The organism is Advenella incenata (assembly GCF_004217095.1).
Lineage (GTDB): Bacteria > Pseudomonadota > Gammaproteobacteria > Burkholderiales > Burkholderiaceae_B > Advenella > Advenella incenata.
Map to the genome: position 1 here is coordinate 434606 of NZ_SHKO01000003.1, position 26460 is coordinate 461065.

Annotated in this window: 26 protein-coding genes; 7 read left to right on the plus strand and 19 right to left on the minus strand. The window is 52.3% G+C overall.

Annotated elements, in window-relative coordinates; genetic code table 11:
* Positions 1-119: 119 nt before the first annotated feature.
* Positions 120-1280 carry a GNAT family N-acetyltransferase gene (locus EV681_RS18180; protein ID WP_128394726.1) on the minus strand — a complete coding sequence of 387 codons (1161 nt, stop codon included), beginning with the start codon at positions 1278-1280 and terminating at the stop codon, positions 120-122.
* 67 nt (positions 1281-1347) lie between these two features.
* Here EV681_RS18180 and EV681_RS18185 point away from each other — a divergent pair, with 67 nt between their 5' ends.
* Positions 1348-2442, plus strand: a complete 1095-nt coding sequence (locus tag EV681_RS18185) for a CobW family GTP-binding protein (protein WP_165393114.1) — start codon at positions 1348-1350, stop codon at positions 2440-2442.
* Between the two features lie 518 nt (positions 2443-2960).
* Here EV681_RS18185 and EV681_RS18190 read toward each other — a convergent pair.
* Together EV681_RS18190 and EV681_RS18195 are read right to left on the minus strand one after the other, a co-directional pair.
* Entirely contained in the window at positions 2961-3170 is a 210-nt protein-coding gene (locus EV681_RS18190; RefSeq protein WP_014751317.1) for a CsbD family protein, read from the minus strand.
* A gap of 422 nt (positions 3171-3592) precedes the next feature.
* Complete coding sequence (locus EV681_RS18195; protein WP_130304789.1) at positions 3593-4333, minus strand: haloacid dehalogenase type II; 741 nt, start codon at positions 4331-4333, stop codon at positions 3593-3595.
* Between the two features lie 402 nt (positions 4334-4735).
* Between EV681_RS18195 and EV681_RS18200 the strand changes: the two genes are divergently transcribed.
* The 3 genes from EV681_RS18200 (at position 4736) to EV681_RS22780 (ending at position 6884) form a co-directional block, all read left to right on the plus strand.
* Positions 4736-5833 carry a YadA-like family protein gene (locus EV681_RS18200; RefSeq protein ID WP_165393115.1) on the plus strand — a complete coding sequence of 366 codons (1098 nt, stop codon included), beginning with the start codon at positions 4736-4738 and terminating at the stop codon, positions 5831-5833.
* Between the two features lie 304 nt (positions 5834-6137).
* A complete protein-coding gene (locus EV681_RS22875) occupies positions 6138-6329 on the plus strand; it encodes a hypothetical protein (RefSeq protein WP_130304791.1) in 192 nt (63 codons plus the stop codon).
* 420 nt (positions 6330-6749) lie between these two features.
* Positions 6750-6884 carry a hypothetical protein gene (locus EV681_RS22780; RefSeq protein WP_278044092.1) on the plus strand — a complete coding sequence of 45 codons (135 nt, stop codon included), beginning with the start codon at positions 6750-6752 and terminating at the stop codon, positions 6882-6884.
* A gap of 93 nt (positions 6885-6977) precedes the next feature.
* Here EV681_RS22780 and EV681_RS18210 read toward each other — a convergent pair whose 3' ends face one another.
* Positions 6978-7547, minus strand: a complete 570-nt coding sequence (locus tag EV681_RS18210) for a TetR/AcrR family transcriptional regulator (protein WP_165393116.1) — start codon at positions 7545-7547, stop codon at positions 6978-6980.
* 191 nt (positions 7548-7738) lie between these two features.
* On the opposite strand from EV681_RS18210, the gene EV681_RS18215 reads away from it, so the two are divergent.
* Positions 7739-9259 (plus strand): MFS transporter, encoded by a 1521-nt coding sequence (locus tag EV681_RS18215; protein WP_207227102.1) that lies wholly within the window; start codon positions 7739-7741, stop codon positions 9257-9259.
* Positions 9260-9418: 159 nt separating this feature from the next.
* On the opposite strand, the gene EV681_RS18220 is transcribed toward EV681_RS18215, so the two are convergent.
* The 5 genes from EV681_RS18220 to EV681_RS18240 form a co-directional block, all read right to left on the minus strand.
* On the minus strand, positions 9419-10051 hold the full coding sequence (locus EV681_RS18220; protein WP_130304794.1) for a flavin reductase family protein: 633 nt from the start codon (positions 10049-10051) through the stop codon (positions 9419-9421).
* A gap of 6 nt (positions 10052-10057) precedes the next feature.
* Entirely contained in the window at positions 10058-11029 is a 972-nt protein-coding gene (locus tag EV681_RS18225; RefSeq protein WP_130304795.1) for a Bug family tripartite tricarboxylate transporter substrate binding protein, read from the minus strand.
* A 383-nt stretch (positions 11030-11412) separates the two neighbouring features.
* Complete coding sequence (locus EV681_RS18230; RefSeq protein WP_130304796.1) at positions 11413-12243, minus strand: DNA-binding transcriptional regulator; 831 nt, start codon at positions 12241-12243, stop codon at positions 11413-11415.
* A 91-nt stretch (positions 12244-12334) separates the two neighbouring features.
* Positions 12335-13078 carry an HpcH/HpaI aldolase family protein gene (locus EV681_RS18235; RefSeq protein WP_130304797.1) on the minus strand — a complete coding sequence of 248 codons (744 nt, stop codon included), beginning with the start codon at positions 13076-13078 and terminating at the stop codon, positions 12335-12337.
* 53 nt (positions 13079-13131) lie between these two features.
* Positions 13132-14088 carry a Bug family tripartite tricarboxylate transporter substrate binding protein gene (locus tag EV681_RS18240; protein WP_165393117.1) on the minus strand — a complete coding sequence of 319 codons (957 nt, stop codon included), beginning with the start codon at positions 14086-14088 and terminating at the stop codon, positions 13132-13134.
* A 211-nt stretch (positions 14089-14299) separates the two neighbouring features.
* On the opposite strand from EV681_RS18240, the gene EV681_RS18245 reads away from it, so the two are divergent.
* The gene (locus EV681_RS18245; RefSeq protein WP_242612318.1) at positions 14300-14725 is read left to right on the plus strand and encodes a hypothetical protein; all 426 of its coding nucleotides are present in this window, start codon (positions 14300-14302) and stop codon (positions 14723-14725) included.
* A gap of 17 nt (positions 14726-14742) precedes the next feature.
* Here the strand turns inward: EV681_RS18245 and EV681_RS18250 are convergent, their stop codons facing one another.
* The 9 genes from EV681_RS18250 to mdeB form a co-directional block, all read right to left on the minus strand.
* A complete protein-coding gene (locus EV681_RS18250) occupies positions 14743-15612 on the minus strand; it encodes a cupin domain-containing protein (protein ID WP_130304799.1) in 870 nt (289 codons plus the stop codon).
* A gap of 29 nt (positions 15613-15641) precedes the next feature.
* Positions 15642-16277 carry a flavin reductase family protein gene (locus EV681_RS18255; RefSeq protein ID WP_130304800.1) on the minus strand — a complete coding sequence of 212 codons (636 nt, stop codon included), beginning with the start codon at positions 16275-16277 and terminating at the stop codon, positions 15642-15644.
* Positions 16278-17138, minus strand: coding sequence for an amidohydrolase family protein (locus tag EV681_RS18260; RefSeq protein ID WP_130304801.1), 861 nt, complete (start codon positions 17136-17138; stop codon positions 16278-16280). It lies immediately after the preceding gene.
* 168 nt (positions 17139-17306) lie between these two features.
* Positions 17307-18134, minus strand: a complete 828-nt coding sequence (locus EV681_RS18265) for an amidohydrolase family protein (RefSeq protein ID WP_130304802.1) — start codon at positions 18132-18134, stop codon at positions 17307-17309.
* A 5-nt stretch (positions 18135-18139) separates the two neighbouring features.
* On the minus strand, positions 18140-19021 hold the full coding sequence (locus EV681_RS18270) for a Bug family tripartite tricarboxylate transporter substrate binding protein (RefSeq protein WP_128394709.1): 882 nt from the start codon (positions 19019-19021) through the stop codon (positions 18140-18142).
* Positions 19022-19294: 273 nt separating this feature from the next.
* Entirely contained in the window at positions 19295-20281 is a 987-nt protein-coding gene (locus tag EV681_RS18275; protein WP_130304803.1) for a Bug family tripartite tricarboxylate transporter substrate binding protein, read from the minus strand.
* 546 nt (positions 20282-20827) lie between these two features.
* Positions 20828-21280: a 6-carboxytetrahydropterin synthase QueD gene (gene queD / locus EV681_RS18280; protein WP_130304804.1), complete on the minus strand. Its 453-nt coding sequence runs from the start codon at positions 21278-21280 to the stop codon at positions 20828-20830.
* Positions 21277-21909, minus strand: coding sequence for a 7-carboxy-7-deazaguanine synthase (gene queE, locus EV681_RS18285; RefSeq protein ID WP_128394706.1), 633 nt, complete (start codon positions 21907-21909; stop codon positions 21277-21279). Before queE ends, queD begins: the two co-directional genes overlap by 4 nt.
* 95 nt (positions 21910-22004) lie before the next feature.
* Complete coding sequence (mdeB, locus tag EV681_RS18290) at positions 22005-24716, minus strand: alpha-ketoglutarate dehydrogenase (protein WP_130304805.1); 2712 nt, start codon at positions 24714-24716, stop codon at positions 22005-22007.
* A 120-nt stretch (positions 24717-24836) separates the two neighbouring features.
* On the opposite strand from mdeB, the gene EV681_RS18295 reads away from it, so the two are divergent.
* Positions 24837-25316: an Lrp/AsnC family transcriptional regulator gene (locus tag EV681_RS18295; protein ID WP_128394704.1), complete on the plus strand. Its 480-nt coding sequence runs from the start codon at positions 24837-24839 to the stop codon at positions 25314-25316.
* Between the two features lie 292 nt (positions 25317-25608).
* Here the strand turns inward: EV681_RS18295 and EV681_RS18300 are convergent, their stop codons facing one another.
* A complete protein-coding gene (locus EV681_RS18300; RefSeq protein WP_130304806.1) occupies positions 25609-26460 on the minus strand; it encodes an N-formylglutamate amidohydrolase in 852 nt (283 codons plus the stop codon).

Here is a 26460-nt window from a genome sequence, read left to right on the forward strand (position 1 = left end):
GTTGCCATGACTCGCGCTTTGCTGCCCAGGGGTCACGGATCAGGATTGCTGCCCGGTATGCCTGGTGGTTACGGTCCGGCAGGGAAGGTCAAGTCAAGCCTTCCCCCTGCATACGATAGCTACTCAGGCAGTGACGAGGCAGGTCGTATTTGAGCGCTGTCCGTTTTCCTGAATGGCGAATGCTCGTGCAGTTCGTCCAGATAGGCCTGCACATGCACGGTTTCTTCATCCAGAAAACGATGTATGGCATCGGCAAACTCGGGTCGGGCGATCCAGTGTGCCGAATAGGTCGTTTGTGGCAGTAACCCGCGCGACAATTTGTGTTCGCCCTGGGCTCCACCTTCAAACAGGGCAATGCCGTGGTCGATGCAGTAGCGTATGCCCTGCATATAACAGGTTTCAAAATGCAGCCCGGGTATATATTCGTGCGCACCCCAATAACGACCGTACATTTTATTGTTGCCGATCATGTTCATGGCACAGGCTACCGGGGCTGCCTGGCGCTGCGCAATCACAAGGAGCAGGCTATCGGGCGCATGCTGCAGCAACTGACTGAAGAACGCCTCTGACAGATAGGGCTGGCGGCCACGTTCGTAATAAGTATTGCAATAGCAGGAAAAGAAAAACGACAGATCTTCAGCGGTAATCTGGTTGCCGCGCTTATATTCAAACGTGATATCGGCCTGAGCTACCTTGCGCGCTTCCTGGCGAATTTTCTTGCGTTTGTCATAAGTGAGGCTGGCCAGGAAGGCATCGAAATCGGCATAACCGGCATTGTTCCAGTGAAACTGGACGCTTTCGCGGACCATGTAGCCGGATTCGCGCAGCACGCTCAGATCATCCTGTTCGGGAAACAGCACGTGAATGGATGAGACCTGCAAGCGCCGTGCGACCTCAATTGCAGCGCGGGCGAGCACTTGCCTGGCCTGGGCGTTGCGTGCGATCAGGCGAGGACCGGTGACCGGTGAAAACGGGGCGGCGCACAGCAGTTTGGGATAGTATTCAAGGCCGTACTGGTCGAAGGCGCGGGCCCAGGCCATATCGAAGACAAATTCGCCCTGGGAATGGGTTTTCAGATACATCGGCATGAAACCGGCCGGTTGCCGGTGCTGATCGTATAGAATCAGGTGACATGGTTGCCAGCCAGTTCCCTCGCTGGTACAGCCGGTATTTTCCATGGCACGTAAAAATGCCGGAGAGATAAACGGATTATCGTCGGACCAGGCACGCCAGTCAAAGTCCGGCAGGTCTGCCAGCGAGTGCAGGAGTTCCACCTGCATGTTGTTTACGTCTTCAGATGACACTGCGTACCACCGTTTATTGCCACCACCACTTCAGACTCCTTGTATGACTACCACTGCATTCGATTCCGACAACAGGGTTGCGATTACCGCTGTTACCGGTTTTCTGGGTAGCGGAAAAACCCGCTATATCAACCAGCTGTTACAGCAACCCGGTATGGCCAACACGGTCGTGATCGTAAACGAAATCGGCCAACTGGGGATTGACCAGGCGAACTGGTCATTCGTGCAGCCTTCCACTATTCTACTAGAAGGCGGTTGCCTGTGCTGCCAGATGCAGGGTTCCATGAGCGCGACATTGCAGCGCCTGTTCACTGATGCCCTGGCGCGAACCATTCCCCGCTTCAATCGTATTATTGTAGAAACCAGCGGTCTGGCAGACGCGTCGGCGTTGCGATTTACCTTGCATAGTGATTTTTTTCTCAAGGAGCGTTTCTATTACAACGGCTGCATCTGTATCGTCGATGTTGTCAATGCCGATAAACAGAGCGCTTACATTGAATGGTCCCGGCAACTGGTGCAGGCTGATCTGGTCCTGCTGTCCGGCACCGATTGCGCTGCAGGTGACCAGGCACTGGGTGTAGCGCAACATGTATCAACCCTTACCGATGCGCCTGCAATGAGCATACCGCAATTTTTTGCGAACGAAAATACGCTTGATGTGCTGTCAAAGCTGCAGATATCACCAAGGCCGGGCACAGGATTCTCCCATTTTATGACAGGGCCGCTTGCCGGCGCCATTGTTACCAACCGCCGGGGGCTGGCGCAAGAGCAAGATTTGGCGCCCAATCGGGCTCATCAGCCACCAAAACCACAGTCATCGCTGCGACCTGTGCAGACGCATTCGGCCATAAAAATCGTGACGCTAGCGTTTACTCAGCCACTGCGGCGCAGCGTATTCAATCAGGCACTGGAGGTGATGCTCGCCGGACTGGGAACAACATTGATCAGGGCCAAGGCCTTGTTGCGTTTTGTCGATGATCCAGGTCTGTATCTTTTCAATATCGTGCATGCACAGCGATATCCCGCCCAGCGGTTGCGGGCTGCGCAAGAACAAGATCCGACAGCAATGGTGCTGTTCCTGGACGGCGCTACGCAACTGGCCAGATTGCCACAGGCAGAGGATTTTTATCGGCTATAGCAGCCGGACGTGATCGTTGTTGGCATAGTGTAACTGTGCTCACATCAATGGTCGCGTTGATTTGCCGGCAGGCACGTCGGTCCGGGCCATATTCGCTTTGATAGCTCACTTTGCTCGATCTTTTTGGGTATCGCATCGATTGATCGATGTGCATTATTGTTGTGCGTTGTCACTTCGTTTTTTCGTTGCGCTTTAACGCTACGGTATGCGCCTGCAGCTTGTCGATCTTTTTCCAGCAGGGCAGGCCATGGGTTCGCGGGGCGGGCAGCGATAAAACGGATCATAAAATGAATAACCGCAAGCTTTGCACCATCAGTTACTTGGCAGCAAAGCATGCGGTATCGTACTTGAACGTGTATGTTCACTTCTGCGGGCCGATAGGCTGCGTCAATTCCCAAGTTGCTCAACATCAGGCCATTCAAACATCGAGTCGTTTGACCCTTGGCAACTTAGCCGTCGCGCAAGGTATGCCGATGGGTTTTGAGCGCTGCGTCTATCAGCGAACAGGACAGGTCGGATCAAACGTCGTTGTTGTGGCGAGACCAGAAGTCACTTACCTGCTTTTCTGCTTCCTCTTTGGTGCGACCATACTTTTCCTGCAGGATGCCTGCCAGTTTCTGGGCGCTACCATTGACCTGAGCGACATCGTCGTCAGTCAATTCTCCCCATGTCTGTTTTACAGAGCCTTTGACCTGTTCCCACTTACCGGCTGCAATATCTTTATTCATACTGTGCTCCTGTTTCAGTTGATGTAAAAATCAGTGTGAGACACGCTGATCACTTGAGTCTTTAGCGTAGCACGCACGATGGCGTGCTAACTGTCATGGATGTAACGTGCGGTAAACGATCGCGATAATGGCATGCGCATCAAGCAAACGTGGCCATGCCAATTGTGTTTATTGCGCAAATCTGAAGACCCCTGCTATACAACGGTGTGCTGCATCTTTCGGCGTTGCCTGCCGGGACATAAATGTGCCGGCATAAGCGACCAATAGAAATAGTTACAAGAATCTGCATTACAGGCATGCGCGCGTTCGGATCGCATTTGTGTATTCGATTTGCATATTTATCTTGCAAGTCTCATCGGCAAAATCTCATCTGCACAGTTTCATTGCGTCTCCTGGGCGCTCGGAATAGGGCTGAGGATAAATCAATCCGGTGAGCAGCCAAGCTTTTGCGCCAGACCAAGCATATCCCGCGCTACGATGTCCCACTCCTGTTCTGGCACCAGGTCTTTGGTTTGCTGATGGCCATGCTCGGTCGTGCGAGGAATGAAAGCAGTGCGCATGCCGCAAAGACGTGCTGCGGCAAGATCACTGTTGTGCGCCGCCACCATGCAAATCTGCTCGGGCGGCAGATCCAGAATCTCTGCTGTTCGTAAATAGGCTTCGGGTGCAGGCTTATAAGCCTGGGCCGTTTCGGCGCCAAGAATGGCGTCCCACGGCAAGCCGGCCCGTTTGGCCATATCAAGCATCAGCCGGATATTGCCGTTCGATAACGGCGCAATAATATAGCGCCCTTTGAGCCGGGTCAGCCCTGGCACAGAGTCGGGCCACGGATCCAGCCGGTGCCAGGCCAGATTAAGCTGGGTCAGTGCATCCGCAGGCACGCTGGCGGTGGTCACGCCAAAGGTTGCCAGCGTTTTTTCCAGACTCTCCCGGTGCAGCACATCCAGCCGGGTAAACGGGCGTCTGCCACTGCGCACTTCTTCCATTGAGGGTGAGTAATGACCGCGCCAGACATCGGCAAAAGCAGCCGGATCAATGGCTGTTAGTACATGCTTGCGCGCAAATTCAGCCACCTGGCTGATTACACCACTGCGCCAGTCTACAACCGTTCCAAAAACATCGAACACCAGTGCGCGCAAATCAAGCTCTATTGCATCTGTCATAGTTTATTTCCTCTGAAACCGGGTTAAGCGGGTGCCACATGGCGCACAAAATGTACTGCATGACATGCTAGCCAATGTACTACATTGTCCGGCTGGATGGTGCCAGAGGCTCATTGTTCAAATGCAGACAGCGGTCCGGCAATCAGATTTGCCGGTATGCATTGCCTCTGAAAACGCATGCGATAGCGTGGACAGACGAACGAAGGTACGCGCACGCTGTGCTCATTACATCCTGAATTTTCTATGTAAATGTACTCGTCTTTCGGCATTTACGGATTTTTTGAGCGGATCAGAATCACTAGAATTATTTTGCCGCCGCAGGACCCAAATCTGGATTCGGATGAACGGATCGGTCATATATGCGCTGGCGCAAATGTTGATTCACTCAGAGAGATAATTTGTATGTGTAGACACAAGAAAACCATACCACACGTGGTCGCCATGACGCTTGCATCCATGTTGCTGTTTAGCCAGCACGCTGGCGCGGAGCAGAGCGAGCCGACGTATACCACGCTCGGCTATGAAGCCGAGGCTTTTGGCGCAGGCGCGGTAGCTATCGGTTGGGGTGCAACGGCACGGGGAAAGGGCAGCATTGCCATTGGCTCAAAAGGCGAGGTAATCAGTTTAAACGACGCATTTGCCACGGGCGGTGGCATCGCCATAGGCGGTGGTTCCCGATCCACAACCAACGGTGATGTCAATTTTGGTTCGCGCACACTGTCGGGGCTGCGTGATGGCGTCAGCGATGACGAGGCGGTCACCATGCGTCAAATGAAAGCGGCGCAAGCCTATACCGATACTGTAAAAAATGATCTGCTCAGGATGCTCGATCCGGCCGGTTCGCCGATGCTGGCGCAAGCCAAGGCCTATTCCGATCTGTCCAAAACCCAGGCCATTGCTGCCGCCAATGCATATAGCGATGCTGTAAAGAAAGAAACCATTGCGACCGCCAATGCATATAGCGACGCTGTAAAGAAAGAAACCATTGTGCAGGGTAAAAAGCAAGCAGAGCAGATCATTGCGGCCGGGCGCGCGCAGTATGATACAAAGCTGTTGGCACAGGCAAGATCGTACTCGGATCGAGAGAACCAGATCACATTGGAAAATGCCAATGCGTACAGTGAGAAAGTAGGGCGCGCGGTCCTCTCTAGTGCGAACGCGTTCACAGAACTTCGCAGCAGGCAGGCCCAGGACAATGCGGTGCAGTTGTCCAGGCAATATACAGACCGGCGCGTGGACCAATTGCAGTCGCAAATTAAAAAATTCCGCCGACGGGCCAATGCAGGTATTTCCGGTGCAATGGCAATGACCACCTTGACGCCACCGCCGACGGGTGCGAACACCTCTTTTGGGATGGCGATGGCAAGCTACAGAAATCAAGTGGCACTGGCCTCTGGTGTCACCTTCAGGACGGGAAAGAATAGCAATCTGCGCCTGAATACCTCATGGGATTCCGCTGGCGGTATAGGCGCGGCGGCCGGTTTTAATGTAGCCTGGTAGTCAGGACACAAGGTGTGCGTAACGACACCTGTCAGCTTTTTGGCTGGTGATTTCCCGTAAAAGGTGATTCTGGGAACTTGTCGCCAGAGAAAAATTCGACTGGCGACAAGGCGCTTGCCGCAGGTGGTGTACAAGCAGATGAACCGCATCATGGCGTTTTTTTCATAATGAAAACGGTTCAATAGTGGCTTTTTCACCATAAAGCTGGCAATTGTATATAAGTGAAATCAAATTTACATTTATGATATCAATAGTCGCAGGTTCGTCGCTAAGATGACCATATTTAACCCATGGGGAATCCATAATGAAAAAAATGATTGCGTTTCTTGGCCTTTCTGTCGTTTTCCTGGCTGGCTGTACGGCCCGGGGACCTTCTGTTTCAGTCGATCCAGGCGGTATTTATCCATATGGCTATGATGGCGGTGGCCATCATAGGGGCGGTGGCGGCGGCGGTCGTTTTTGCCCTCCAGGACAAGCCAAGAAAGGTAACTGCTAAATTTCGAGTGCTTGCCATGGCATAAAGCCCGTTTATAGGACGGGCTTTTTTTTAACTTTTTCCAGTGCGTTGTGTCCGGGCACGCACGATCTGACACGATACTAAATCATGGCATTTGGCAAAAAAGGAGGCAGCATTGACCCAGGTCTTCTGCCTGCAAAGGTGTGCGCATATATGGCTCATGCAATTTTAGTGCGCAGGCCGTAACTGGTCCCTTTGTTAATCTATTAATTGAGCAGACACCGTTATTGAACAGGCGCCTTCCCAAGATGCGTCTCGCGCAAGGGGAGATGGCGACCCCCTGTATTTGAACAATCTATTCACCTGATTGACCCAGAACATTGTCCGGCATCAAGTCCGGGAAAAATGGGTTGGGCTACAATAACAAATTCAGATAATAGTCAATATAAGGAAATTGGCATGATAGACGACATCTCTTCCAAACCTTACGGCGTGCCCAAATTATGGGACGGTTATGGGTTTCCGTTTGTTTTTATTCCAGCTCTGGTCGGTGCCTGTGTGGTGCTGTTACTTATCGAGCAGCTTTTTTCCTGAATAAATGTGCGCGTTGCGCCACGGGCGTTCTATCGCAAAAAAAGCCAACGCTTTTTCGTTCCTCATAAGAAACGATTAAATAGGACGTAGGGGTCAATCGGGTGGTTCAAGCAGGCGTTCGATATCTCCAAATACCGCCTGCCATTCCTGTGGCGATAGATCAAAGAAGTTAAAACTGCGCAGCAGGAAAGCGCCTTCGTTGGCGATAAAGGCCAGCCGGGCATTGCGTCCTTGTTCAGTGGAAAAATCCAGCCCCTGCAATTGCCTGGCGTACCAGGCGCGAGTGTCGGCCAGCTGGTCGGAGTTCGGAATCAGGCCGGCAAGCATGGCGGCAAAACGAGACTCATCCTGTACATCAGCCTCTCGGGTGACCTTTATGTGGGCGCGTACGTGCGCCAGCGCATCAGTATTGCCGCCTGCAGCCTGCGCAACCTCGGCGTCAAAATGATCACTCCAGCGCATGATCATCGCCTTGATCAGGCCCTCCTTATTACCGAAACAATACTGTACGCCGCCCTTGGTAATATTAGCGGCCCGGGCCAGCGCGTCCATCGTCAGGCCGGCGACACCGTGCTGTGCAACAATTGTCTCTGCTATGTCCAGCAACTTTTCTCGGTCAATTGAACGCGGCCTGCCCGCAGTTTGTGGTTTGTTGTCTTTCATATCAATAATTACTTTCCATACGTATGGATTTATATTATAGTACATCTCTTGATTCCCACAAGGAATAATTTGATTCCATACAAAGCAGACATATCGGACAGGATCGAACGCACACGTTGGTGCTATCCAGTATGTGACTGCAATGCGCTGGGCCTTTACTCATGGCCCTTGGCGCGAACGGATTTTTTATCATGACTGCAAACCTCAAACATTCACATAACCGGTGGCTCATACTGGCTATCGTTTCCAGCGCGCTGTTTCTTATTGTCATTGACATGACGGTGCTTTACACCGCCTTGCCGCGTCTGACGCATGATCTGCAGACCAGTACTTCACAGAAGCTATGGATCATCAATGCCTATCCATTGGTGGTTGCCGGTCTGCTGCCGGGCCTGGGTACGCTGGGTGACCGTCTGGGACACAAACAACTTTTTCTTAACGGTTTACTGGTGTTTGGGGTGGCATCGGTGGTTGCCGCTTTCGCGCCTGGCTCCGAAGTGCTGATAGCAAGCCGTGTATTGCTTGCCGTGGGCGCTGCCATGATGATGCCGGCAACATTGTCGATTATTCGACTGACCTTTGATGATGATAAGGAACGCGCCTTTGCCATTGGTATCTGGGCCGCTGTCGCGTCGGGCGGCGCCGCGTTCGGGCCGGTGGTCGGAGGTATTTTACTGGAGTTTTTCTGGTGGGGTTCGGTCTTTCTGATCAACGTGCCGGTGGTCGTGATCGCCTTTGTGCTGGGCGCACGCGTTCTGGAACAGCGGCCGGGTGATAAGACGCGAGAATGGGATCTGATCAGTTCCGGGCAAATCATGGTTGCTTTAATTTGCCTGACCTACGCGATCAAGGAGCTGGGAAAACCGCAGGCTGACTGGATGGCATTTGTTATTACGCTTGCGCTCGGAGCTGGTGCTTTGGCCCTTTTTTTACGTCGGCAAAAGCGCAGCGCGGCACCCTTGATTGACCTTGGCTTGTTTCGCAATAAACAGTTTCTGCTTGGTGTTATCGCCGCATCTGTTATGTCGGCGACCCTCATTGGATTCGAACTTGTCTTTAGCCAGCGGTTACAACTGGTAAGCGGCTACTCACCCTTGCAGGCCGGTCTGTTAATTCTGCCAATTCCACTTGCTGCCTTTTTTGCCGGACCACTAATGGGGTCGCTGCAGCCAAAGCTGGGCACGGCTCGCCTGCTGTGGCTTTCACTGTTGGTCTCGGGTGTCGGTTCGCTTTGGTATCTGTTTGTTTTCGATGGCGCCGTACTATGGTGGTCAGTGGCTCTGGCGGTCTTTGGTTTTGGCGCGGGCGCGGCGATCACCGGCGCGTCCACTGCCATTATCAACAATGCTCCGGCCAGCAGGGCTGGAATGGCCGCGTCAATCGAAGAGGTGGCCTATGAGCTGGGTGGTGCGATGGGAGTCACTATTTTCGGCAGTATCATGTCTGTGATTTATACGATGAAATTGGTGCTGCCCGCCGATTCTTTACTGCCGGATGTTGTACGTGATAGCCTGGATCAGGCGCATCTGGTGGCAGAGCAACTACCGGCCGAACAGGGCGAATGGCTGCTGTCGATTGCCTTCGCTTCATTTGACTCCGCCTTTATCTGGGTGGTAATGGGGGTGACTGCTATGCTGTTTGTGACCGCTGGTGTCATCTATCTTGTGAATTTGCGGTCAGCAGCAGCAGCGGGTTCTGCTACACGTCATTAACAACCAGTGCAAGCGCAACACTGTACGGCAGGCGCGTATACACAAGAGATGAACCAAAAAGTGAATTGCTTGGCGTAGCACGTGGTGAGCCTAAGAGGAATCTATTTGGCACTATTCTACTGACCAAATATCGCGCAAACACCATAGCGAAGGAGTCATTTAACGAGCTTTATGATTATGGGCAACAGATGCCAGTTGTGTAATTTGCCCAAGCTCTGAATAAAGATTTCCTCCGAGTCTGGCCATTAAACCCGCATCTATCGACCTGAAATGCCCGGCGGCATCGAGCAAGTGCGAGGCGACATAAAGTCCGGTAACTCTGCCGATGACGGCTGTGCAACCCAGATCGTCGGGCAGTTCGGGACGAATCCTGACCAGTGTGAGTAAACGGCATTCGAGTGCGGCCGGTGTTCCGTCGACACGCGGAGCTTGTACGGTTTCACTGCGTATTGCAGGCAGATTGACCATGTCAAATTCATTGACTCCATATGGGGCAGGCTCCGAGGTTACATGCATGCTTTCAAGAAACGCTCTGGAGACCATGTTTATTACGTATTCTTTAGAACTGCGTATATTTCGAAGGGTGTCCTTTTCTCGTCGGTCGACGGGGTTCACACAAGAAAAGATCACGGTTGGAGGGCTACTGGAAAGTAGGGTGAAATACGAAAATGGAGCGAGGTTGATAGTCCCGTCTATGCTTGACGAGCTTACCCAGGCAATAGGTCGTGGTGCCACAATTGCGTTGAAAATCGATGGTTTTACCAAACGAGAATTTCTAAGGTCGAAAAACATTTTTTCTCACTGAGGCTTAATGCCGGCATTTTTAACAATTTCGGCCCATTTGCTGTTTTCAGAAATTTGAAATTGCATCAGTTCGGTGGGGGACATTGGCATCGGAGTAGCACCGGTATTGCGAAACAATTGTGCAAGACGATCCGATGAGACTGCCTTGGTGAGTGCAATATTGAGACGCTCCACAATTGGCGTGGGCGTTCCGGCAGGAGCCCACATTCCGACCCACCAGGTCAGACTATAATTTTCCACTCCTGCCTCCTGCATCGTAGGTACATCGGGCAGCACGAGGGCGCGTGTGCCGCCGGAAACAGCCAGGGCGCGCAATTTACCCGCCTTGACCATTGGCGCCGAGGTATTCAAGTCAGCAAACATTGTGTCAAATTCCCCGCCAATAAGATCGGTCGTCGCCTGGGGGTTGGTTTTGTATGGGATCTCCAGCAGTCGGGTGTGGGTCAATTGACTATATAGCGCCATTGCGATACGTGGCGTGGTTCCGGCCCACCCATAGGTCAGCTTTCCAGGTTCCCGTCTGGCTTTTGCTGTGAGTTCAGCAACAGAATGGATCGTTGAAGTTGCTGGTACGAGTAACACCATAGCACCAGCGCCAATCCCTCCGATGGGGGCAAAATCCTTGACATAATCGTAGGGCAGATCCCGATATAAGCTTTGATTCGCAGCATGGGTTGCATTGGTTCCTACCAAAATGGTGTATCCGTCGTTTTTAGCCTTCGCGACATGATTGGCGGCAATCCCACCCCCTGCTCCAGGTCTGGGTTCAACGACAACAGCCTGCCCGAGTATGTCGGACATGTCATCGGCTATTGCTCGCGCCACCGCGTCGATTGCGCCGACACAGCACATCACCATGTGAATCTGCTTTTCTGGATATATTGCCTGTGCCTGAACTGGTAGACAAAGGGCTAAGCAGACCAGTACCGAGCTGGAAAAATGAGCAAGATTTTTACTTAGGCGCATGAGGGCTCTTTTCTAGTGAATGATTAATGCATTAATAGGGATCAAGTGATTGAAAAAATAAATGTATTGCTGCTTTCACTTATCTCATTCGACGAACTTCAGTGTGCTCCATTCGTAAAAGAATACATGTGAGTTTTGATTCTCGGCCAGGACAGTTTGCCAGGTCGCGTTACCGCGCCAGTTCGATGTGAAAACGAATTGATGACTGAAAAATTCAGATTGTGTTTTTTACTTGTTGCATTAGCGCAATCTTGCCTCTGGAAAGCGTTTTTGTCCAATCGCCAATCTGGTCTTTTCGCTGGCTGGAATGTGCATTGCAGCGATTGCTGTAGCGCTTTGAACAATGAAATCGTGCATCCAGCAGCGTGGGCTTTGCAAATGACTTATTTGTCTTTGTGTTTCAAGCTGTTCTTCGCGTTCGAGAGTGCTTGGTCATGCGAAGGATTATCCAATTGCTGCAGGCGGGTACTCACGTTTCGTGCCAGTTCCTGCAGATCCGCAAGATAGGTGGCAATCGCTTTTTTATCAGTCAGGACTGACGAAAAAAAAGTCAGGCCAACTGTGGCAACGACTCGGTTTTGAACGAGAATCGGAACGGCGATCGTTTGCGACACCGGCCGGACTGTCCTGCTTCTTGTGGCATAGCCATTGCTGCGTATATCCTGGAGTAAAGCCTGGAAGGCTACCCGATCACGAGTAGGTGCATCTTCCACATTATTCGAGAGGGTGAGGGCGTCAAGTATAATTTCCTGCTCCTCATTGTCACAAAACGCCAGATATGCGCGTCCTAATGCCCGGCTAGCCAGACTCAGACGCATGTTGATCGATGAATGTAATAACGCCAGCGGAGACAGCGGAATGGTGCTGTAGCGAACCACCACCGCATTGTCTTCAAAAACGGCGATCGCCATTGGCCACTTGACCTTCAATGTCATTGCATCCATGAGCGACATGGCAGCCTCGACAATTTGAGGCTCACTATGATAGCCAGAGGACAAAGATCGGACTTCCGAAGTCAAGTAATAGGCTCCGTGTTGCGGCGCGTGTCGCACCAGCAGCAGATCCTCGAGCGTTCTCAGCAGACGTACGATGGTAGGCTTGGGTAGGCTGGTCTGAAGGTGCAGCATATCTATTGTCGAGACGGGTTGACGATTCATGGCCTGTAAGATGCCGATGGCGCGCGCAACGGAGCGAACGGATTGAGATGAGCTCAAAACAGATTCCTGCAAAAAATTGACGGCGTATTTCGATTTATCCAGGCTCGGCCTTTAATCGTGTCTCTTGAAAACCCGGTCAGGTTTTATATTACACGACCAGGCAGGATGCGGCCGCTTTTGCGGCTTGACGCAATAAGGATTGATCGGATCCCACGACAATCCAGTTCGCTCCTAGTGCTGCATAGGTATCTCGCTCTGTAACATTGCCCACTGCGATGCCGGCAATCTTTCCAGCCGCTCGGGCACTTTTCATGGCGTGCTCAGTCGCGCGCGTGACGAGCGCATGTTTCGGATCGTCAAGTCCAAAGGACAGGGCAAGGTCTGCGCGGCCTATAAAAATGCCGTCGATGCCGTCAACAGACAATATATCCTCAATTGAATCGACTGCAGCTTTACTTTCGATCTGGGCAATGATCAAGGTGCCTTCTGCGTCGCTTAAGCACTGTTGCATGCTAAGCGTCCCGTAACGGGCTGAACGCGGCGAGCTTGAAAAGCCTCGCTCGCCATCACGGTAGCGCGATTTACCTACAATAGCACGCGCCTGCTGGGCATTATCGACATGTGGTACAAGCAAGCCCGCTGCACCTATATCAAGTACCGAAAGAATAGTTGAGGCGGCCGTATCAGGGATACGGACCATCAATGGCCAGTTTGCCGCTCTCCCGGCAAGCATAAGCAGATCAAGCGCAGATCTGTCCAGGGGGGCATGCTCGGCATCCAGGACACCGAAATCGAGCGAACTGAGACCTAGAATTTCAACGACATGTGCGGAACTTGATTTGATGAATGTCCCGATCTGTGCTCGATTAGTAGATGGTTTTGATAGTTTCATATATAGTTTGTTCGGTGTAAGCGGTGATGTTTTTGAGAAACACTCAAGCGAGCCTATTTTATTTTCATTCCCATATCCTGCATGAGCTTGGTAAAGAATTGGTCTTCCTCTTCTACTGCATGACCGTAGTCTGCAGGGTTTAAAAACTCAATTTCGTTGTAGCTCTTTTGCATCAGGTCAATGTAGCGAGGGTCTTTGATCGCATATTCAACGGCGCCGGAAAATTTGTTAACAATATCCGGGGGGGTACCATGCGGCATGAAGAAACCGTAGCGTGCTACCACAGCAATGTCTACGCCTTGTTCACGCATCGTTGGGACATCTGGTGAAGGAGCAAAGCGCTGCGCACTGGTAACAGCCAAAGCGATTATTTTTCCGTCCTGCGTTTGTGGCATGATAAGGCTTGGTGTGGCAATGGCTGTTTCGACGATGCCAGAGAGCAATGCGGTTGTGGCGGGCCCGCCACCCTGGTACGGTATTTCCTCAATTGTTATTCCGGCGACAGCGGCCATGGCATCGGCTGCCATTTGTGTTGATGTGCCATGTCCGGGAGAGGCGTATCGGATTTTGCCAGGCGCAGCGCGTGCCCGAGCCAGAAAATCCTTGAAGTTTTTGATGCCCGATCGCTCATGAGTGACCAGGGTGAATGGAATTGCGATGACATTAGCCACTGGCGCAAAACTTTTCCAGGTATAGGTGGCTCCTGTTATTTTGGGAGCGGTAACAATTGCTCCGCTACCGGCAAACAGCACTGTATAACCGTCCGGTTTGCCGGAAGCCACCCGGGAGGAGCCGACAACACCACCTGCACCACCCACATTTTCGACTACAACAGCTTGGCCAAGTTTTTCCTGTAAGCGCTCTTGTAGTGGTCGGATGTAATGATCGGATCCACCCGCAGCGTAAGGTACGATGATCCGAATGGGTCTCGTCGGATATTCACTGGCAGCACAAGCGGCCAGGGGGATTAAGGACGCTGCGGTTAAAGTCCAATAACGTATCAGATTCAAGGCGTCTCCTTTTGGCATTTATAGTGTTGTCAATTTGCACTGATCTTTTATAAAAATGAGTATACGGACGCGCAGGTGGCGCACCAAGCACTCTGTTTGAGCTTTCCGTCAGACGAAATATATTCTCGGCGCCGTAGCGGTAATGAGTCTAGTTCAGTAGCATTGGAATGGATCATGTTGAATCTTTCCATTTGAGGACAAAATGCAGAAAATGCTTTCAATAAGACAGGAGCTTGAGGCGCTGGCCGTTGACTATTGGTATGAAGTAGATGCCAATGGCGGGGTGCGGGCACATGAGTTTTATACCGCAGACGCGATCTTCTCCACGAGTATGAAGACGCGACAGGGGCAGGCGCAGATACAGGATTTTTACCGTATACGCAGGCAACGGGGCCCGCGTCTGTCTTTACATATCGTGCAAAATTTTCGACTTGAACAGGTACAGGACCAGCAGGCACGCTGCGGCTATATTATGAGTTTATATGCGGCCGACGGCGAGCCCGTGCTGCCTTCGCGACCGCCTATCATGATTGCGGCGGTCAAAGAGACATTGCTGCGCCAGCCCGACCTTTCATGGCGCTACAGTGTACGCACATTGACCGCATTGTTTCGTGACGACACGCCGACCACTGGATAAGAGCAAAGGCGGACGGGTTATGCTTCAGCGGTGTAGTCACCGGCGTTATAGACCCATCCTTTGGCAATAAAATCACCGCGTGGGGGCGAAAATATGTCCACAAGCACGTGCTGGTCCTGACCGACTCCCTCAGACGTATGTATAAGGTAAACCGGGATGACGAGCAGTGATGGGGATGACGCGTCACAGTGTTCATCGTCCTGCCAGAGATTGGCGTCTTTGCCCCACTTCACTCGTAAATGGTGTTTATAGTGGCCCTTGATAGCCAGTGATCCCTGCTCGTGATTGGCGTGGCTGTGCGGACTCAATTGGGTGCGCGAACGAGGGCCATCGTAATCCACCCAGTTGATGCTGAGCGTTTCTGTCTGGAACATTTTCAGACGGGGATTGTCCGCGGGCGCAGCAATATCGTTCAGCTGCAGCACCTGGACTGCGTCGAGACGGGTCAGGCGTCGATAAGGTTTTCCCACTGGGTTTACTCGTGGGTCCGGATCCAAATAGGCCGCCGCGTTCAGCATTTTTTTCAGATCAATATCGTCGCGTGATGAGGCAATGACGCAGTAGCGACCACCGCGTTGTAGCGTGATCGAATAGGGGCCGGCTGGTACGATGCAAATCGAGCCTGCCGCTGCGGTTACCGCAGGCTTTTGCTCCTGATGGATCGTGCCGCCTGCTTCGGGCATGAGAACCAATGTCTCGTGTATGCTTTGCACAGAGGTCGTTTCACCGTCGGCGTCGGCTTCGAGCCATTCCACGATGAAATTTTGCCCCCGCATCAGCCACCGTCGCAGGCCCCCGACCTGTTCTGATGAGGCCTCATCGAAGATTTGGAAACTGCGTTTGCGTACACTGAACGGGCTCATGGTCTGGTCTGGGGATGATTGCATGTTGTTAACCTTGATAAATAAACTGCGGATCAATTAGATTGGCCTGCACGGCGAAAGGGCGCGGGCATTTGCAATACAGTACCAACAGTGGCGTAGTCGATCCCGCCCAGGCGCGTTATTGGCCTGGCCTTGCCCGAATCGAAGCGACCATCTTCTGTCATGTATTGTTCGTCCATATGTATGCCCACCACGCGTCCTAATACCATGCTGCTGCGCGTTTCTCCTGGATGTGCTGGCAATATCTCGACGATCTGCAAAAGCTGGCATTCCAGATTGGCGGGGGCCGCCGCGACACGTGGCGGGCGTACGAAAACTGAGGGCGCCTTTTCCAGCCCCGCCAGTTCAAACTCATCGATATGCTGAGGGCAGGGCGTGGATGTCAGATTCATCGCTTCGCGCAAGTCCCAGGAAACGAGGTTGGTCACAAATTCCTTTGTATCCCTTACATTGGCCAATGTGTCTTTTTCAAGTCGATCGTCCGGCGTGTTACACGAGAACATCACGACGGCCGGAGCGGTCGAAACCAGATTGAATTGAGAAAAGGGGGCCAGATTGACCTTGCCTGAACTGCTGATCGTACTGATCCACCCGATAGGGCGGGGTGCGACGATTGCATTGAACAACGAGCGTTTAAAGCCGGGTGCGGTAAGAGGATCCAGAAACATCTATATTTCCTTGATGCCAAAAATTCGGGCCGGGTTATCCCAGAGCACCTTGCGCTGGTCCGCCATGTCCGGGAACCAGTGGGAAAGCATATTGAGCTCCGGTCCGTAATCGATGCGCGTTTTAGCGCGCAGAAAGGGCCAGTCTGATCCCCAGATACAACGGTCCTCTGAATAAGCCTCGATGAGCTTTGCAACATAGGGCTCCACATCGTGATAAGGCCAGCCTTGTACGGAGAAACGAAATAGCCCCGACAGCTTGATGATAGCGTTGTGTGATCGTCCCAGTTCCAGCAGTGCCTGAAATCCGGGTTGATTAACACCCTTTTCCAATATAGGGCGACCACAATGGTCAATCACGATAGGCGATCGGCATACCCGCAATATATCGAATGCAGCCAGCAAGTGGGCTTCTTCGTGGTAATGAATCTGTACGATAAGGTCGCGCTCTTCGGCCAGCGAAAGCAGTCTTGCGCCGCCAGCGCCGGTTAGCGCCGGACTGGCCGGAAAACTCAAATTGAAGCGTATTCCAACGACACCTGCATATATCATGGCGTCCAGTTGCGCCTCGGTGATGTCGTGGGGAACGACGGCGATACCCTTGAAGCGTCCGTTGGAGGCGCCAATGATATCCAGCATATTTCGGTTATCGACACCGTATCCACCAAGAGGATTGATGAGCACGGCATGGCTTATTCCATGCGCATCCAGGACCGCAGCATAGTGTTGGGCCGATCCCGTTTCGTTGGCCAGTATTGAAAATCCGCTGCTCTCGGCAAGCGGGTACCTGCTCAGGTCATAAACGTGGGCGTGTGTATCGACAGAAAATGACGGTGTATCGTCTCGTACTTCAGTGAAAATCATAATGAACTGGCCTAGTGTGAGCTGATGCTCAAATGGATCGATTCAGTTTAGAAGCAGGCATCGGCAGGGTCAATATCAAGTTGTGCGCTTTTCACTTGGCGAAAAGACATGCCGGCCGGCTGAACATTACAGCTATGAATTAACAGGGGATAGGGGCTGTTGCAGGTTCTACGAAAAATAGAGTTGCAATGCCGTTTCACCCGCAATCTTGCGTCGTGCTTGTTCATCGGGCACCCAGCTTTTAAACGCAGCAATGGTATCGGCATAACTGATTCTTTCTTCAAAGGCGGCAAAAGGCCAATCGCTGCCCCATAATAGCCGTTCGGGCCCGGCCGATTTGAGAAGCTGGGCAGCGCATTGCCGCGCGAGTTCCTGAGAAGCAAGCCTGAATCCGGCGGACAATTTGACCCATGTGTTGCCCTTGTCAATTGACTGCAGTATTGCCTGGAACCCGGCCGAGGTGAGCCCATGTTCCTGATCAGGCCGCCCGAAATGATCGATCACGACTTTGACGTTGGCTTGTTCGAGCAAACGGATTGTCTGCGGCAGGCGATGGCAGTCATCGTGCACATGCACATGCCAGTCCAGATCCGCCACTCGTTTGAGCAATCTGCGATATTCTGTAGAGTTCAGATCTGGACGGTCTTTGACGTTGCGCCACTGCAGACGTATTCCTACCACGCCATCATTTTTCATCCGTTCAAGTGTATACATGTCAAGCTGGGGATGGGCAATGATTGTGGTGCGCAGCCGGGGGTGTCGACGACAGGCTCTGATGTGGTAATCGTTGTAGTCGCCATAGATGCTGGCCGCAGCGAGCACGGCGAACTGTACCCCATGTTCGTCCAGGACCGATAGGTATCGTTCAACGCTTGCATCCTGCGTCGGCGCATGCCAGGCATTCGCGTTCAGAGGCATATCCAGGGTATACAGGTGTGCGTGAGTATCTACAAGCGGGGCTTCGGGCCGTAAGGGGGACAAGGGCGACAAAGACATGGTGATCACTTATTGATGGTGGATGAAAGATTTCTTGCAACTGTTTGCCATTTTGCCAGTTCGGCCAAGATGAACTGACCAAATTGGGCGGCGTCGCCACCCAAAGGGCGTAATCCTATCTTGTCCAGTCTGGAGCGAGCGTCCTGGCTATTTAAAAATTTATTGCCTTGCCCATTCAGTGTGTCAATGATACCCGCCGGTAAGCCTGCAGGACCTGCCAGCCCGATCCATCCGGTTGCCGAGGTCGGAATGCCAGCTTCACGCAGTGTTGGAGTGTCAGGTAGTGAAGGGTCGCGCGTCTCACCCAAAGAGGCAATCGCACGCGCTTTTCCGGACTGGATTTGGGTCAAATAAGTGGGTACGAGATCTATACTGAAATCGACAACGCCTGCGATAAGGTCGTTCATGGCTGGTGTTGAGCCTTTATAGGGAACGTGTAATATTTTTGTGCCAGTCTGAACCTGAATCATCTCGCCTGCCATGTGGCCCATGGAACCCTTACCAGCGGTAGCATAGGTATATTTCCCAGGTGCATGCATGACGGTTGCAATAAATTGATCCATCGTCGCTATCGGTACAGAGGGGTGAGCAACCAGTACGAGAGGTGCCTGCGCGACCAATAGTATTGGCGCGAAATCGCGGACTGGATCAAATGGTGTGTTTGTGTACACCAGCTTGTTCAGCGATAGCGGGCCTGTGGTTGACAGGAGCAGCGTATAGCCGTCGGCAGCTGCTTTGGCAACAAATGCGGCACCGATATTGCCATTAGCTCCTGCACGATTCTCTACGATAAAGGGCTGGCCCAGCGTGTTCGAAAAATAGTCTGCCATCATCCGGGCAAGCACGTCTGTAGATCCACCGACAGGGTAAGGAACGATCAGACGCACCGGTTTGTCTGGCCAAGTCGACTGTGCCCAAGCACAGGAAAAAGCAAGGGCCGATAAAAGAAAAAATAGCGTTAGCAACGGTTTTCTTGCAAAGCGATTGCAAGCAGATATTCGCCTGGGTGAAAGGGTTGAAATACTCAATTTTTGTCTCCGTCTGATTTCGAACTAGATCGGGCATTCTATCGTTATCGGATTTTTTAGACGATGTGATAGATTGCATGTTTTGTCAGGCGGAATGATCAATATCGTGCCTGACCGTCGACGCTGAGGGCTTTATTGAGCGCCAAGATTGATGGCGCTGGCAACCTCCCCATAGATCTTGAGTTCTTTTTTTAATCGTTGGGAAAACTGGTCGGGGGTCAAGGGTTCGGCAGCGACACTTCCTTGGGTAAGCAAGGCGTTTTTGAACGCTTCTTTTTGAATAATTTCGTTTACATCAGCATTGATCTTAAATACTATTTCAGGCGGCGTATCTGCCGGAGCCAGCAATCCATGCCACGTGCTGACTATAAAGTCTGGTACACCGCTTTCGGCAAAAGTGGGAACATTCGGAAGTTGCTTGAAGCGCTGATTTGAGGCAACAGCCAGGGCACGCAGTTTTCCCTGTTCGATAAAATTCATTACGCTGCCGGTGGAAGGAATCGACATATCTACTACACCGCCGATCAAATCCGTCATTCCTTGCGCGGCTCCTTTATAAGGCACATGCATGATGCGGGTGCCCGTTTTCAATTTGAACATTTCACCGGCCAGATGCGGAATACCTCCGATTCCCTGCGATGCATAGCTAAATTGCTCCGGTGCTGCTTTTACGGCGGTTATAAACTGGTCCAGGGTTTGATAGGGCGCATCGGCTTTGACTACCAGTATATTACTAACGTCGACGGTCATCGCGACAGGTGAAAACGATTTTTCAACGTCATATCGCAAATCTTTGTTAACGAATTTATTCAGATTATGGCTTGTTGCTGTTACCAGAATGGTGTAGCCGTCCGGTTTGGCATTGGCGACGGCGGTGGCTGCAATTGTGCCGTTGGCGCCCGGGCGGTTATCTACAACAATGGGTTGCCCCCAGCGCTTTGATAATTCCTGCGCTAACAGGCGAGCCGACTGGTCAATGGCGCCGCCGGGACTGTATCCCACAATGAAGGTGACTGTGTGGTTGGGAAAATTTTGCGCGAGGGATGCGCCGCAAAAGATGGCTGCGCACAGGGTTAAAACAGGTGCGAAAAAACGAACTGATCGTATCCGGTTATTCATGTGGCATGTTCTCTTTGTATGGATTTTAGTTTGTTGACAAGCTCGTGGTCACTATGTTTGCGCTCTTGACTCTTGCGTTGAAGCGGCTTGAACGTTGGTACGAAACAGGCATGGGCCGGCCGCGACCGTCGTTGGCCAATTGGCAAGCCCACCGGCTGTGGGAGCACAAGAATCGACCGTGTTCCCACGTGGTCGCAGTTCTTGGAATCCGGGCACGGCGTCGTCGAAGAATGAGTAAACTTGAAGTGGCCGGCCGTCGTAGGCACCATTGATGACACGGCTTAGTGTAGGAGCGGTGTGTAAAGTGCGTCAACGCCGGACTTCGAACTTTCCGTAGCGTGGAACACATCCCCACGATGATTGCGCGTTTGCAATACCTTACCCAATAGCATATCGGCTCAAATGACCGACCGTGAGGGAGTTTCCGCGAGGTGAGGTTAGAGGGCGTCTAAACTGACGCCCTTCACAGGAATTCTGCGGGCATTATCGGGCAAAACATTCAGAGTGTTATAGCCTTGCGTCTAATGATTAGGGCAGGCCGGCATCTTAAACCTGGGGAGCATAACAATCTGCCCAGCAGTTCGGGGTTTCGTATAGTCTGGCGTGTGTCAATTTGAGCCGGTCACCGTACTGCGCCAGATAAGCGGCGGCAAGCGTATCGAATGCAATCTGGACCAGATTTTCAGCAGTCGGAATGCGATCCAGTACAACGGTTTTATGATCGGCTATCGATTCCAGAAAAGTACGCACGACCGTATCACCGCTATAGACCAGGAAAGCATGGTCCCAAACGTCGACGATCAGCGCCTTGGCGATGGCTTTGACATCGGAAAAATCGATCACCATGCCGCGGTCGGGCGCGCCGTCAACCATTGAAACAGGGCCCGAGAGCGTTATTTCAAGCGTGTAGCGGTGGCCATGCATGTTGCGGCACTGGCTTTTGTGATCAGGAATGCGGTGGCCGGCATCAAAGTGCAGCGCACGGGTCACGGTAATCATGGAATGCCTATATATTTATGAGTTTGCACGCTCAGCCGCCATTTGGGATGATCCATGCAGTATTGCACCGCATGTTCAGTGGCGGCCAGGCGATCCGGCCCATCCATGGGCTGCAGGAAAAAATGCGAAAAATCCAGGGTCTCAAATCGCTCGGGCGGGGCATCGGACTGCAGAAAGACAAGTTTTAGTTCATTGCCGCGCGTTTGAACTAACTGGTTGTTTCCCTTCGGGCTCACACAAATCCAATCGATGCCAGCCGGTGCGGCAAGGGTGCCGTTGGTTTCTATGGCAATTTCAAAGCCTTCGGCATGAACCGCGTCGATCAGGGCGGTATCCAGTTGCAGCAGGGGCTCACCGCCGGTAAACACGACATAGCGTGAAGTCCGGTCTGGCCCCCAGGTTTTGGCCAGCGTTCCGGCCAGATCAACCGCGGTGCCAAATTTACCACCACCAATGCCATTGGTTCCAACAAAATCAGTGTCGCAAAACGTACAGGCGGCCGAAGCGCGGTCAATTTCGCGGCCAGACCATAAGTTGCACCCGGCGAACCGGCAGAAGACGGCCGCGCGGCCCGCTTGCGCCCCTTCGCCTTGCAGCGTTTTGAAAAGTTCTTTTACGGCGTATGTCATGTTTTGGGCCAAAATGGAGCTAATGTCACATTCTAGCCAATTGGGGTCAATCCGATAGGGTTATAGGTCTGCGTGTCGGAAATTTGTGAGCTCACTTAACACTCCCAGGGCGCCAAATCGGTCACGCAGATCTCATAGCGTGCCAGCGCTTCAGCGCATAGTGTTCTGCTTATTTTGCCCTGTAGCGCAAGCGCATTGAGCGCAGCAATCACAATTGAAAATTTGTCGACCTCAAAGAATTCGCGAAGTCTGGTTCGCGTGTCGCTACGGCCAAAGCCATCTGTACCAAGTACTGTATAAGGACAGTTGATATACGACGCAATGAGTTGTGGCAGCGCCCGTACATAGTCCGTGGCAGCAACCACCGGAATATCGCCGTTGATGCAGTCAGCCACATAGCTCGTGCGCGCTGGCTGGTCTGGATGCAGGCGGGTCCATCGCTCTGCCTGTCTTGCTTGCCGTGCCAACTCGGTAAAGCTGGTAACACTCCATATTTCACTCTCGATATTCCAATCCTGAGCCAGTAACTGTGCTGCTGCCAGCACTTCAGGAAAAATGGCGCCGGAACCCAGCAGTTTCACTGTTGCACGAGGTTTATCGACGTTCTGTTCAGAAAACGGATACATGCCTTTGATAATGCCGCTTTCCACGCCGTCCGGCAGGGTGGGTTGCGCATAGTTTTCATTCATCAGGGACAGGTAATAGAAGACATCTTTTTGCTCAACGAGCATCTCGCGCATGCCATGGTCAAGAATGACGGCAACTTCAAAAGCGAAGGCAGGATCATACGCCCGGCAATTGGGTATCGTTGATGCGATAAGCTGGCTGCTGCCGTCCTGGTGTTGCAGGCCTTCGCCGCCAAGCGTGGTTCGTCCGGCAGTGGCCCCGAGCAGAAAGCCCCTTGCCCGCTGGTCTGCAGCAGCCCAGATCAAATCTCCTATGCGCTGGAATCCGAACATGGAGTAAAAAATATAAAACGGCAGCATGGCTATCCCATGCACCGAGTAACTGGTTGCGGCCGCTACCCATGAGCTGATTGCTCCGGCTTCGCTGATGCCTTCTTCCAGAATCTGTCCATCTTTTGCTTCGCGGTAGCTCAGAATCGAATCGATATCTTCGGGTTCATACTGCTGGCCCGCGCTCGCGTAAATTCCTACCTGTTTAAACAAATTGGCCATGCCGAAGGTGCGTGCCTCATCTGCCACGATGGGAACCACATGCTTGCCTAATTGGGTGTCCTTCAGTAAGCCACCGAGCATGCGCACAAATGCCATGGTGGTTGACATCACCTTGTCGTTGGCTTTGATGGCAAATTGTCCATAGTGCTCAATAGCTGGTACAGGTAACGGCGGGGCGGCCTGGTTACGGTTCATCATGCTGCCACCCAACGCTTTTCTACGTTCCTGTAGATAGCGCATCTCCGCGCAAGCGCTGTCGGGTTTGTAAAATTCAAGATTTTCGGTCTGCGTGTCTGTCAATGGCAGGTGGAAACGGTCTCGGAAGGCCAGAAGCGCTTCCTTCGTTAATTTTTTTTGCTGGTGCGTGGTCATTTTCCCCTGGCCGGTATCGCCCATTCCAAACCCTTTTTTCGTTTGGGCCAGAATGACGGTCGGCTGTCCTGGGTGATTGGCGGCCGCTTTATAAGCAGCGTGGATTTTCACCAGATCATGGCCGCCGCGTTTGAGCATGTCAATCTGTTCGTCACTGAGCGCGTCGGCCAGTTTTTTCAACTGCGGATTTTGCCCAAAAAAATGCTCACGGTTGTAACGCCCGTCCTTGGCGGCAAAAGTCTGAAATTGCCCGTCTACCGTTTCAGCAAAGATTTTTTGCAACGCCTTTTCGTCGTCACGGGCCAGCAGTGCGTCCCAGTCTGAACCCCACACCAGTTTGATCACGTGCCAGCCGGCGCCTTTGAACAGCATTTCCAGCTCGTCGATAATCCTTCCGTTGCCTCTGACCGGGCCGTCCAGCCTTTGCAGGTTGCAATTGACAACCCAGACAAGATTGTCCAGCCGCTCTCTGGCGGCCAGGGTGAGGGCGCTCATGCTTTCTGGTTCATCCATCTCGCCATCACCGAATACGCCCCACACGGTGCGGCCCTCAGTGTTCTGAAGGCCCCTGTGCTGCAGATAGCGCATAAACCGGGCATGGTAAATCGAGCTGATCGGGCCAATGCCCATGGATCCTGTGGGAAATTGCCAGAAATCGGGCATCAGCCATGGGTGAGGGTAGCTGGACAGGCCCATGACGCCTGCGCGTTTTGCTTTTATTTCCTGCCGATAGTGCAATAGATTTTGCTCATCCAGCCGGCCTTCCAGGAAAGCGCGTGCATAAACACCCGGTGAGGAATGGGGCTGAAAAAAGACAAGATCACTTGCCACACCGTCTTGGGGAGCGCGAAAGAAGTGATTAAAGCCGACTTCAAACAAATCAGCGGCACTGGCGTAACTGGCAATATGGCCGCCCAGATCGGCAAACTGACCATTTGCGCGCACCACCATGGCCAGCGCGTTCCAACGCATGATGGACGCCAGTTTCTCTTCGATTTCAAGATTGCCCGGGAATGGGTCCTGCTCATCTGCATCAATCGTATTTATATAGGGCGTTCCGATAGCAGGCCGCCAGGGAATGTTCAGATCGCGACTTGTATCGAGCAGGACATTGAGCAGATGCTTGGCTCTGGCAGGCCCCGACGCGGTGGTTACAGAGGCAAGGGCATCACACCATTCCTGGGTTTCAAGCGGGTCATCGTCGTCTGTTCCTGAGCTCAAGTGCCGGGGGTTATAGGCAAGGCTGAAATCGTTCATCGTATTGTCTCCGTGATGGCTATATTATAATTTATAGAAGACAATATATTTAACTGATTATGCTGTAATATTGTCCAATATTCAGCATTTAATTTTTTTAAATCAATAGATGGCAGCATAATGAGCTTTGATGATATTGACCTGAAAATACTGAAAGAGCTGCAGAGCGATAGCAATCTTTCAAACGTGGAACTGGCTAAGCGGGTGCATCTGTCGCCATCCCCATGTCTGGCGCGGGTCAAGGCCCTGCAGTCGGCGGGCATCATCCGGCAATATGTCGCATTGCTGGATGCGCAGAAGCTCGGCCTGCATTTAAATGTTTTTATCTCGGTCAGTTTGAAGCGCCAGGACCGCACGTCGTTGCAGGCATTCGAATCGCGGATTTGTTCCCGAGACGAGGTCATGGAATGCTATCTGATGTCCGGTGACGCCGACTATCTTATTAGGGTGGCCGTGCCGGATATTGAGTCGCTGGAGCATTTCATCATAGAGCAGTTGTCGCCGATGCCGGAAATAGAAAAAATAAGATCCAGTTTTGCTCTCAAGCAGGTACGCTACAAAACAGCACTTCCATTACCGGCGACAGGACGTATTGATTGATGTCGTTGCAAATTTGTTTGCACAGGTATCCTGTTTGCCGGGGTGAAAATGCGGGAGGCTTGGTATGGTACTGTCAAAGAGTGCATGTGTCCGGCGGCAACAGGTCCCAGGGAACACTTATTTGCAGCATATGGCGCTACTGCTTCTCTAAAGCATGGCACCGGACTGCAATTTGCCGGCCCTTGCAGCAGAAGGGCGAAACTATAGTCGCCGACTATTGCAGGGCGGTGATTTTCCTGTGCTTGGAGATACCGTGTGATGTCATATTGCTCGCGTCGCGTTGTGGGTCGAACTACTTGATCGCGCTACGGATGAACGTTTCAATCTTGATCAGCAAGTCCCGAATGTCCTGTTGCACAATAGGAAAGTTTGCATTTTTGACTCTTGTCGTTTCATCCATGTAGAGTGGGCGGCGGATCTCAATCTGCATGCTGTTGCGCTTTTTCGAGGGATTCCCTATGTTCGCGATGAGCTGGACGCCTTTGTAAGGATCATTGCGGGCAACGGTGTAGCCGCGTGCGCGCAGATGCTCTTCAATGAGCGCCATGAAAGCAGGGTCGCAAGTTGTTCCATCTCGATCGCCTAACACAAAGTCTGCAAGAGGACGTGAACTCTGGATCTGTAGCCGCTCGTACGCGTTGTTCGGCATGGAGTGCAGGTTCAGGTGCCACACAGCCCCGAACGCAGCATGCGCACGTTCGACGGAGTTTCTCAGTGCCTCATGGTATGGCTTGTAGCACCGGTCAATACGTTGCTGCACTTCTTTCACAGAAAGTAACCGACAGTAGATGGGCTCAGTTTGTTTGACTGTTCGCCAGATTAATCCCGATCCAATGCGCGTTTTCTCGCCAGGGTTAAGATCGGTTGGCCAGTCTGCATCCAACAGTGCGGGATCGATATCCTCCAGCGTGCGATTCAAATCAATATAGCTACGTGGAAAATGGGCTTCAAGCAGTGTGCCACCGATTGCGGGAACGGCGTTCCAAAGCGCTTCTACGTGCGTGTCCTCTGCTGAGCGCAATATATGATGCGGTACGGCATAGCCGAAGTCAGCGGGGTAATCTGTTCCGCTATGCGGGGAATCGCAGATTAGCGCAATGGCATCTTTGACTGGGCTGTGCAGTGAGTATGGATTTAGACTCAT

Coding starts and splice junctions, on each gene's coding strand:
- EV681_RS18180 (WP_128394726.1), bottom strand. CDS start 1,280: ATGCAGGTGGAACTCCTGCACTCGCTGGCAGACCTGCCGGACTTTGAC.
- EV681_RS18185 (WP_165393114.1), top strand. CDS start 1,348: ATGACTACCACTGCATTCGATTCCGACAACAGGGTTGCGATTACCGCT.
- EV681_RS18190 (WP_014751317.1), bottom strand. CDS start 3,170: ATGAATAAAGATATTGCAGCCGGTAAGTGGGAACAGGTCAAAGGCTCT.
- EV681_RS18195 (WP_130304789.1), bottom strand. CDS start 4,333: ATGACAGATGCAATAGAGCTTGATTTGCGCGCACTGGTGTTCGATGTT.
- EV681_RS18200 (WP_165393115.1), top strand. CDS start 4,736: ATGTGTAGACACAAGAAAACCATACCACACGTGGTCGCCATGACGCTT.
- EV681_RS22875 (WP_130304791.1), top strand. CDS start 6,138: ATGAAAAAAATGATTGCGTTTCTTGGCCTTTCTGTCGTTTTCCTGGCT.
- EV681_RS22780 (WP_278044092.1), top strand. CDS start 6,750: ATGATAGACGACATCTCTTCCAAACCTTACGGCGTGCCCAAATTATGG.
- EV681_RS18210 (WP_165393116.1), bottom strand. CDS start 7,547: ATGAAAGACAACAAACCACAAACTGCGGGCAGGCCGCGTTCAATTGAC.
- EV681_RS18215 (WP_207227102.1), top strand. CDS start 7,739: ATGACTGCAAACCTCAAACATTCACATAACCGGTGGCTCATACTGGCT.
- EV681_RS18220 (WP_130304794.1), bottom strand. CDS start 10,051: ATGTTTTTCGACCTTAGAAATTCTCGTTTGGTAAAACCATCGATTTTC.
- EV681_RS18225 (WP_130304795.1), bottom strand. CDS start 11,029: ATGCGCCTAAGTAAAAATCTTGCTCATTTTTCCAGCTCGGTACTGGTC.
- EV681_RS18235 (WP_130304797.1), bottom strand. CDS start 13,078: ATGAAACTATCAAAACCATCTACTAATCGAGCACAGATCGGGACATTC.
- EV681_RS18245 (WP_242612318.1), top strand. CDS start 14,300: ATGCTTTCAATAAGACAGGAGCTTGAGGCGCTGGCCGTTGACTATTGG.
- EV681_RS18250 (WP_130304799.1), bottom strand. CDS start 15,612: ATGCAATCATCCCCAGACCAGACCATGAGCCCGTTCAGTGTACGCAAA.
- EV681_RS18255 (WP_130304800.1), bottom strand. CDS start 16,277: ATGTTTCTGGATCCTCTTACCGCACCCGGCTTTAAACGCTCGTTGTTC.
- EV681_RS18260 (WP_130304801.1), bottom strand. CDS start 17,138: ATGATTTTCACTGAAGTACGAGACGATACACCGTCATTTTCTGTCGAT.
- EV681_RS18265 (WP_130304802.1), bottom strand. CDS start 18,134: ATGTCTTTGTCGCCCTTGTCCCCCTTACGGCCCGAAGCCCCGCTTGTA.
- EV681_RS18275 (WP_130304803.1), bottom strand. CDS start 20,281: ATGAATAACCGGATACGATCAGTTCGTTTTTTCGCACCTGTTTTAACC.
- queD (WP_130304804.1), bottom strand. CDS start 21,280: ATGATTACCGTGACCCGTGCGCTGCACTTTGATGCCGGCCACCGCATT.
- queE (WP_128394706.1), bottom strand. CDS start 21,909: ATGACATACGCCGTAAAAGAACTTTTCAAAACGCTGCAAGGCGAAGGG.
- mdeB (WP_130304805.1), bottom strand. CDS start 24,716: ATGAACGATTTCAGCCTTGCCTATAACCCCCGGCACTTGAGCTCAGGA.
- EV681_RS18295 (WP_128394704.1), top strand. CDS start 24,837: ATGAGCTTTGATGATATTGACCTGAAAATACTGAAAGAGCTGCAGAGC.
- EV681_RS18300 (WP_130304806.1), bottom strand. CDS start 26,460: ATGAGTCTAAATCCATACTCACTGCACAGCCCAGTCAAAGATGCCATT.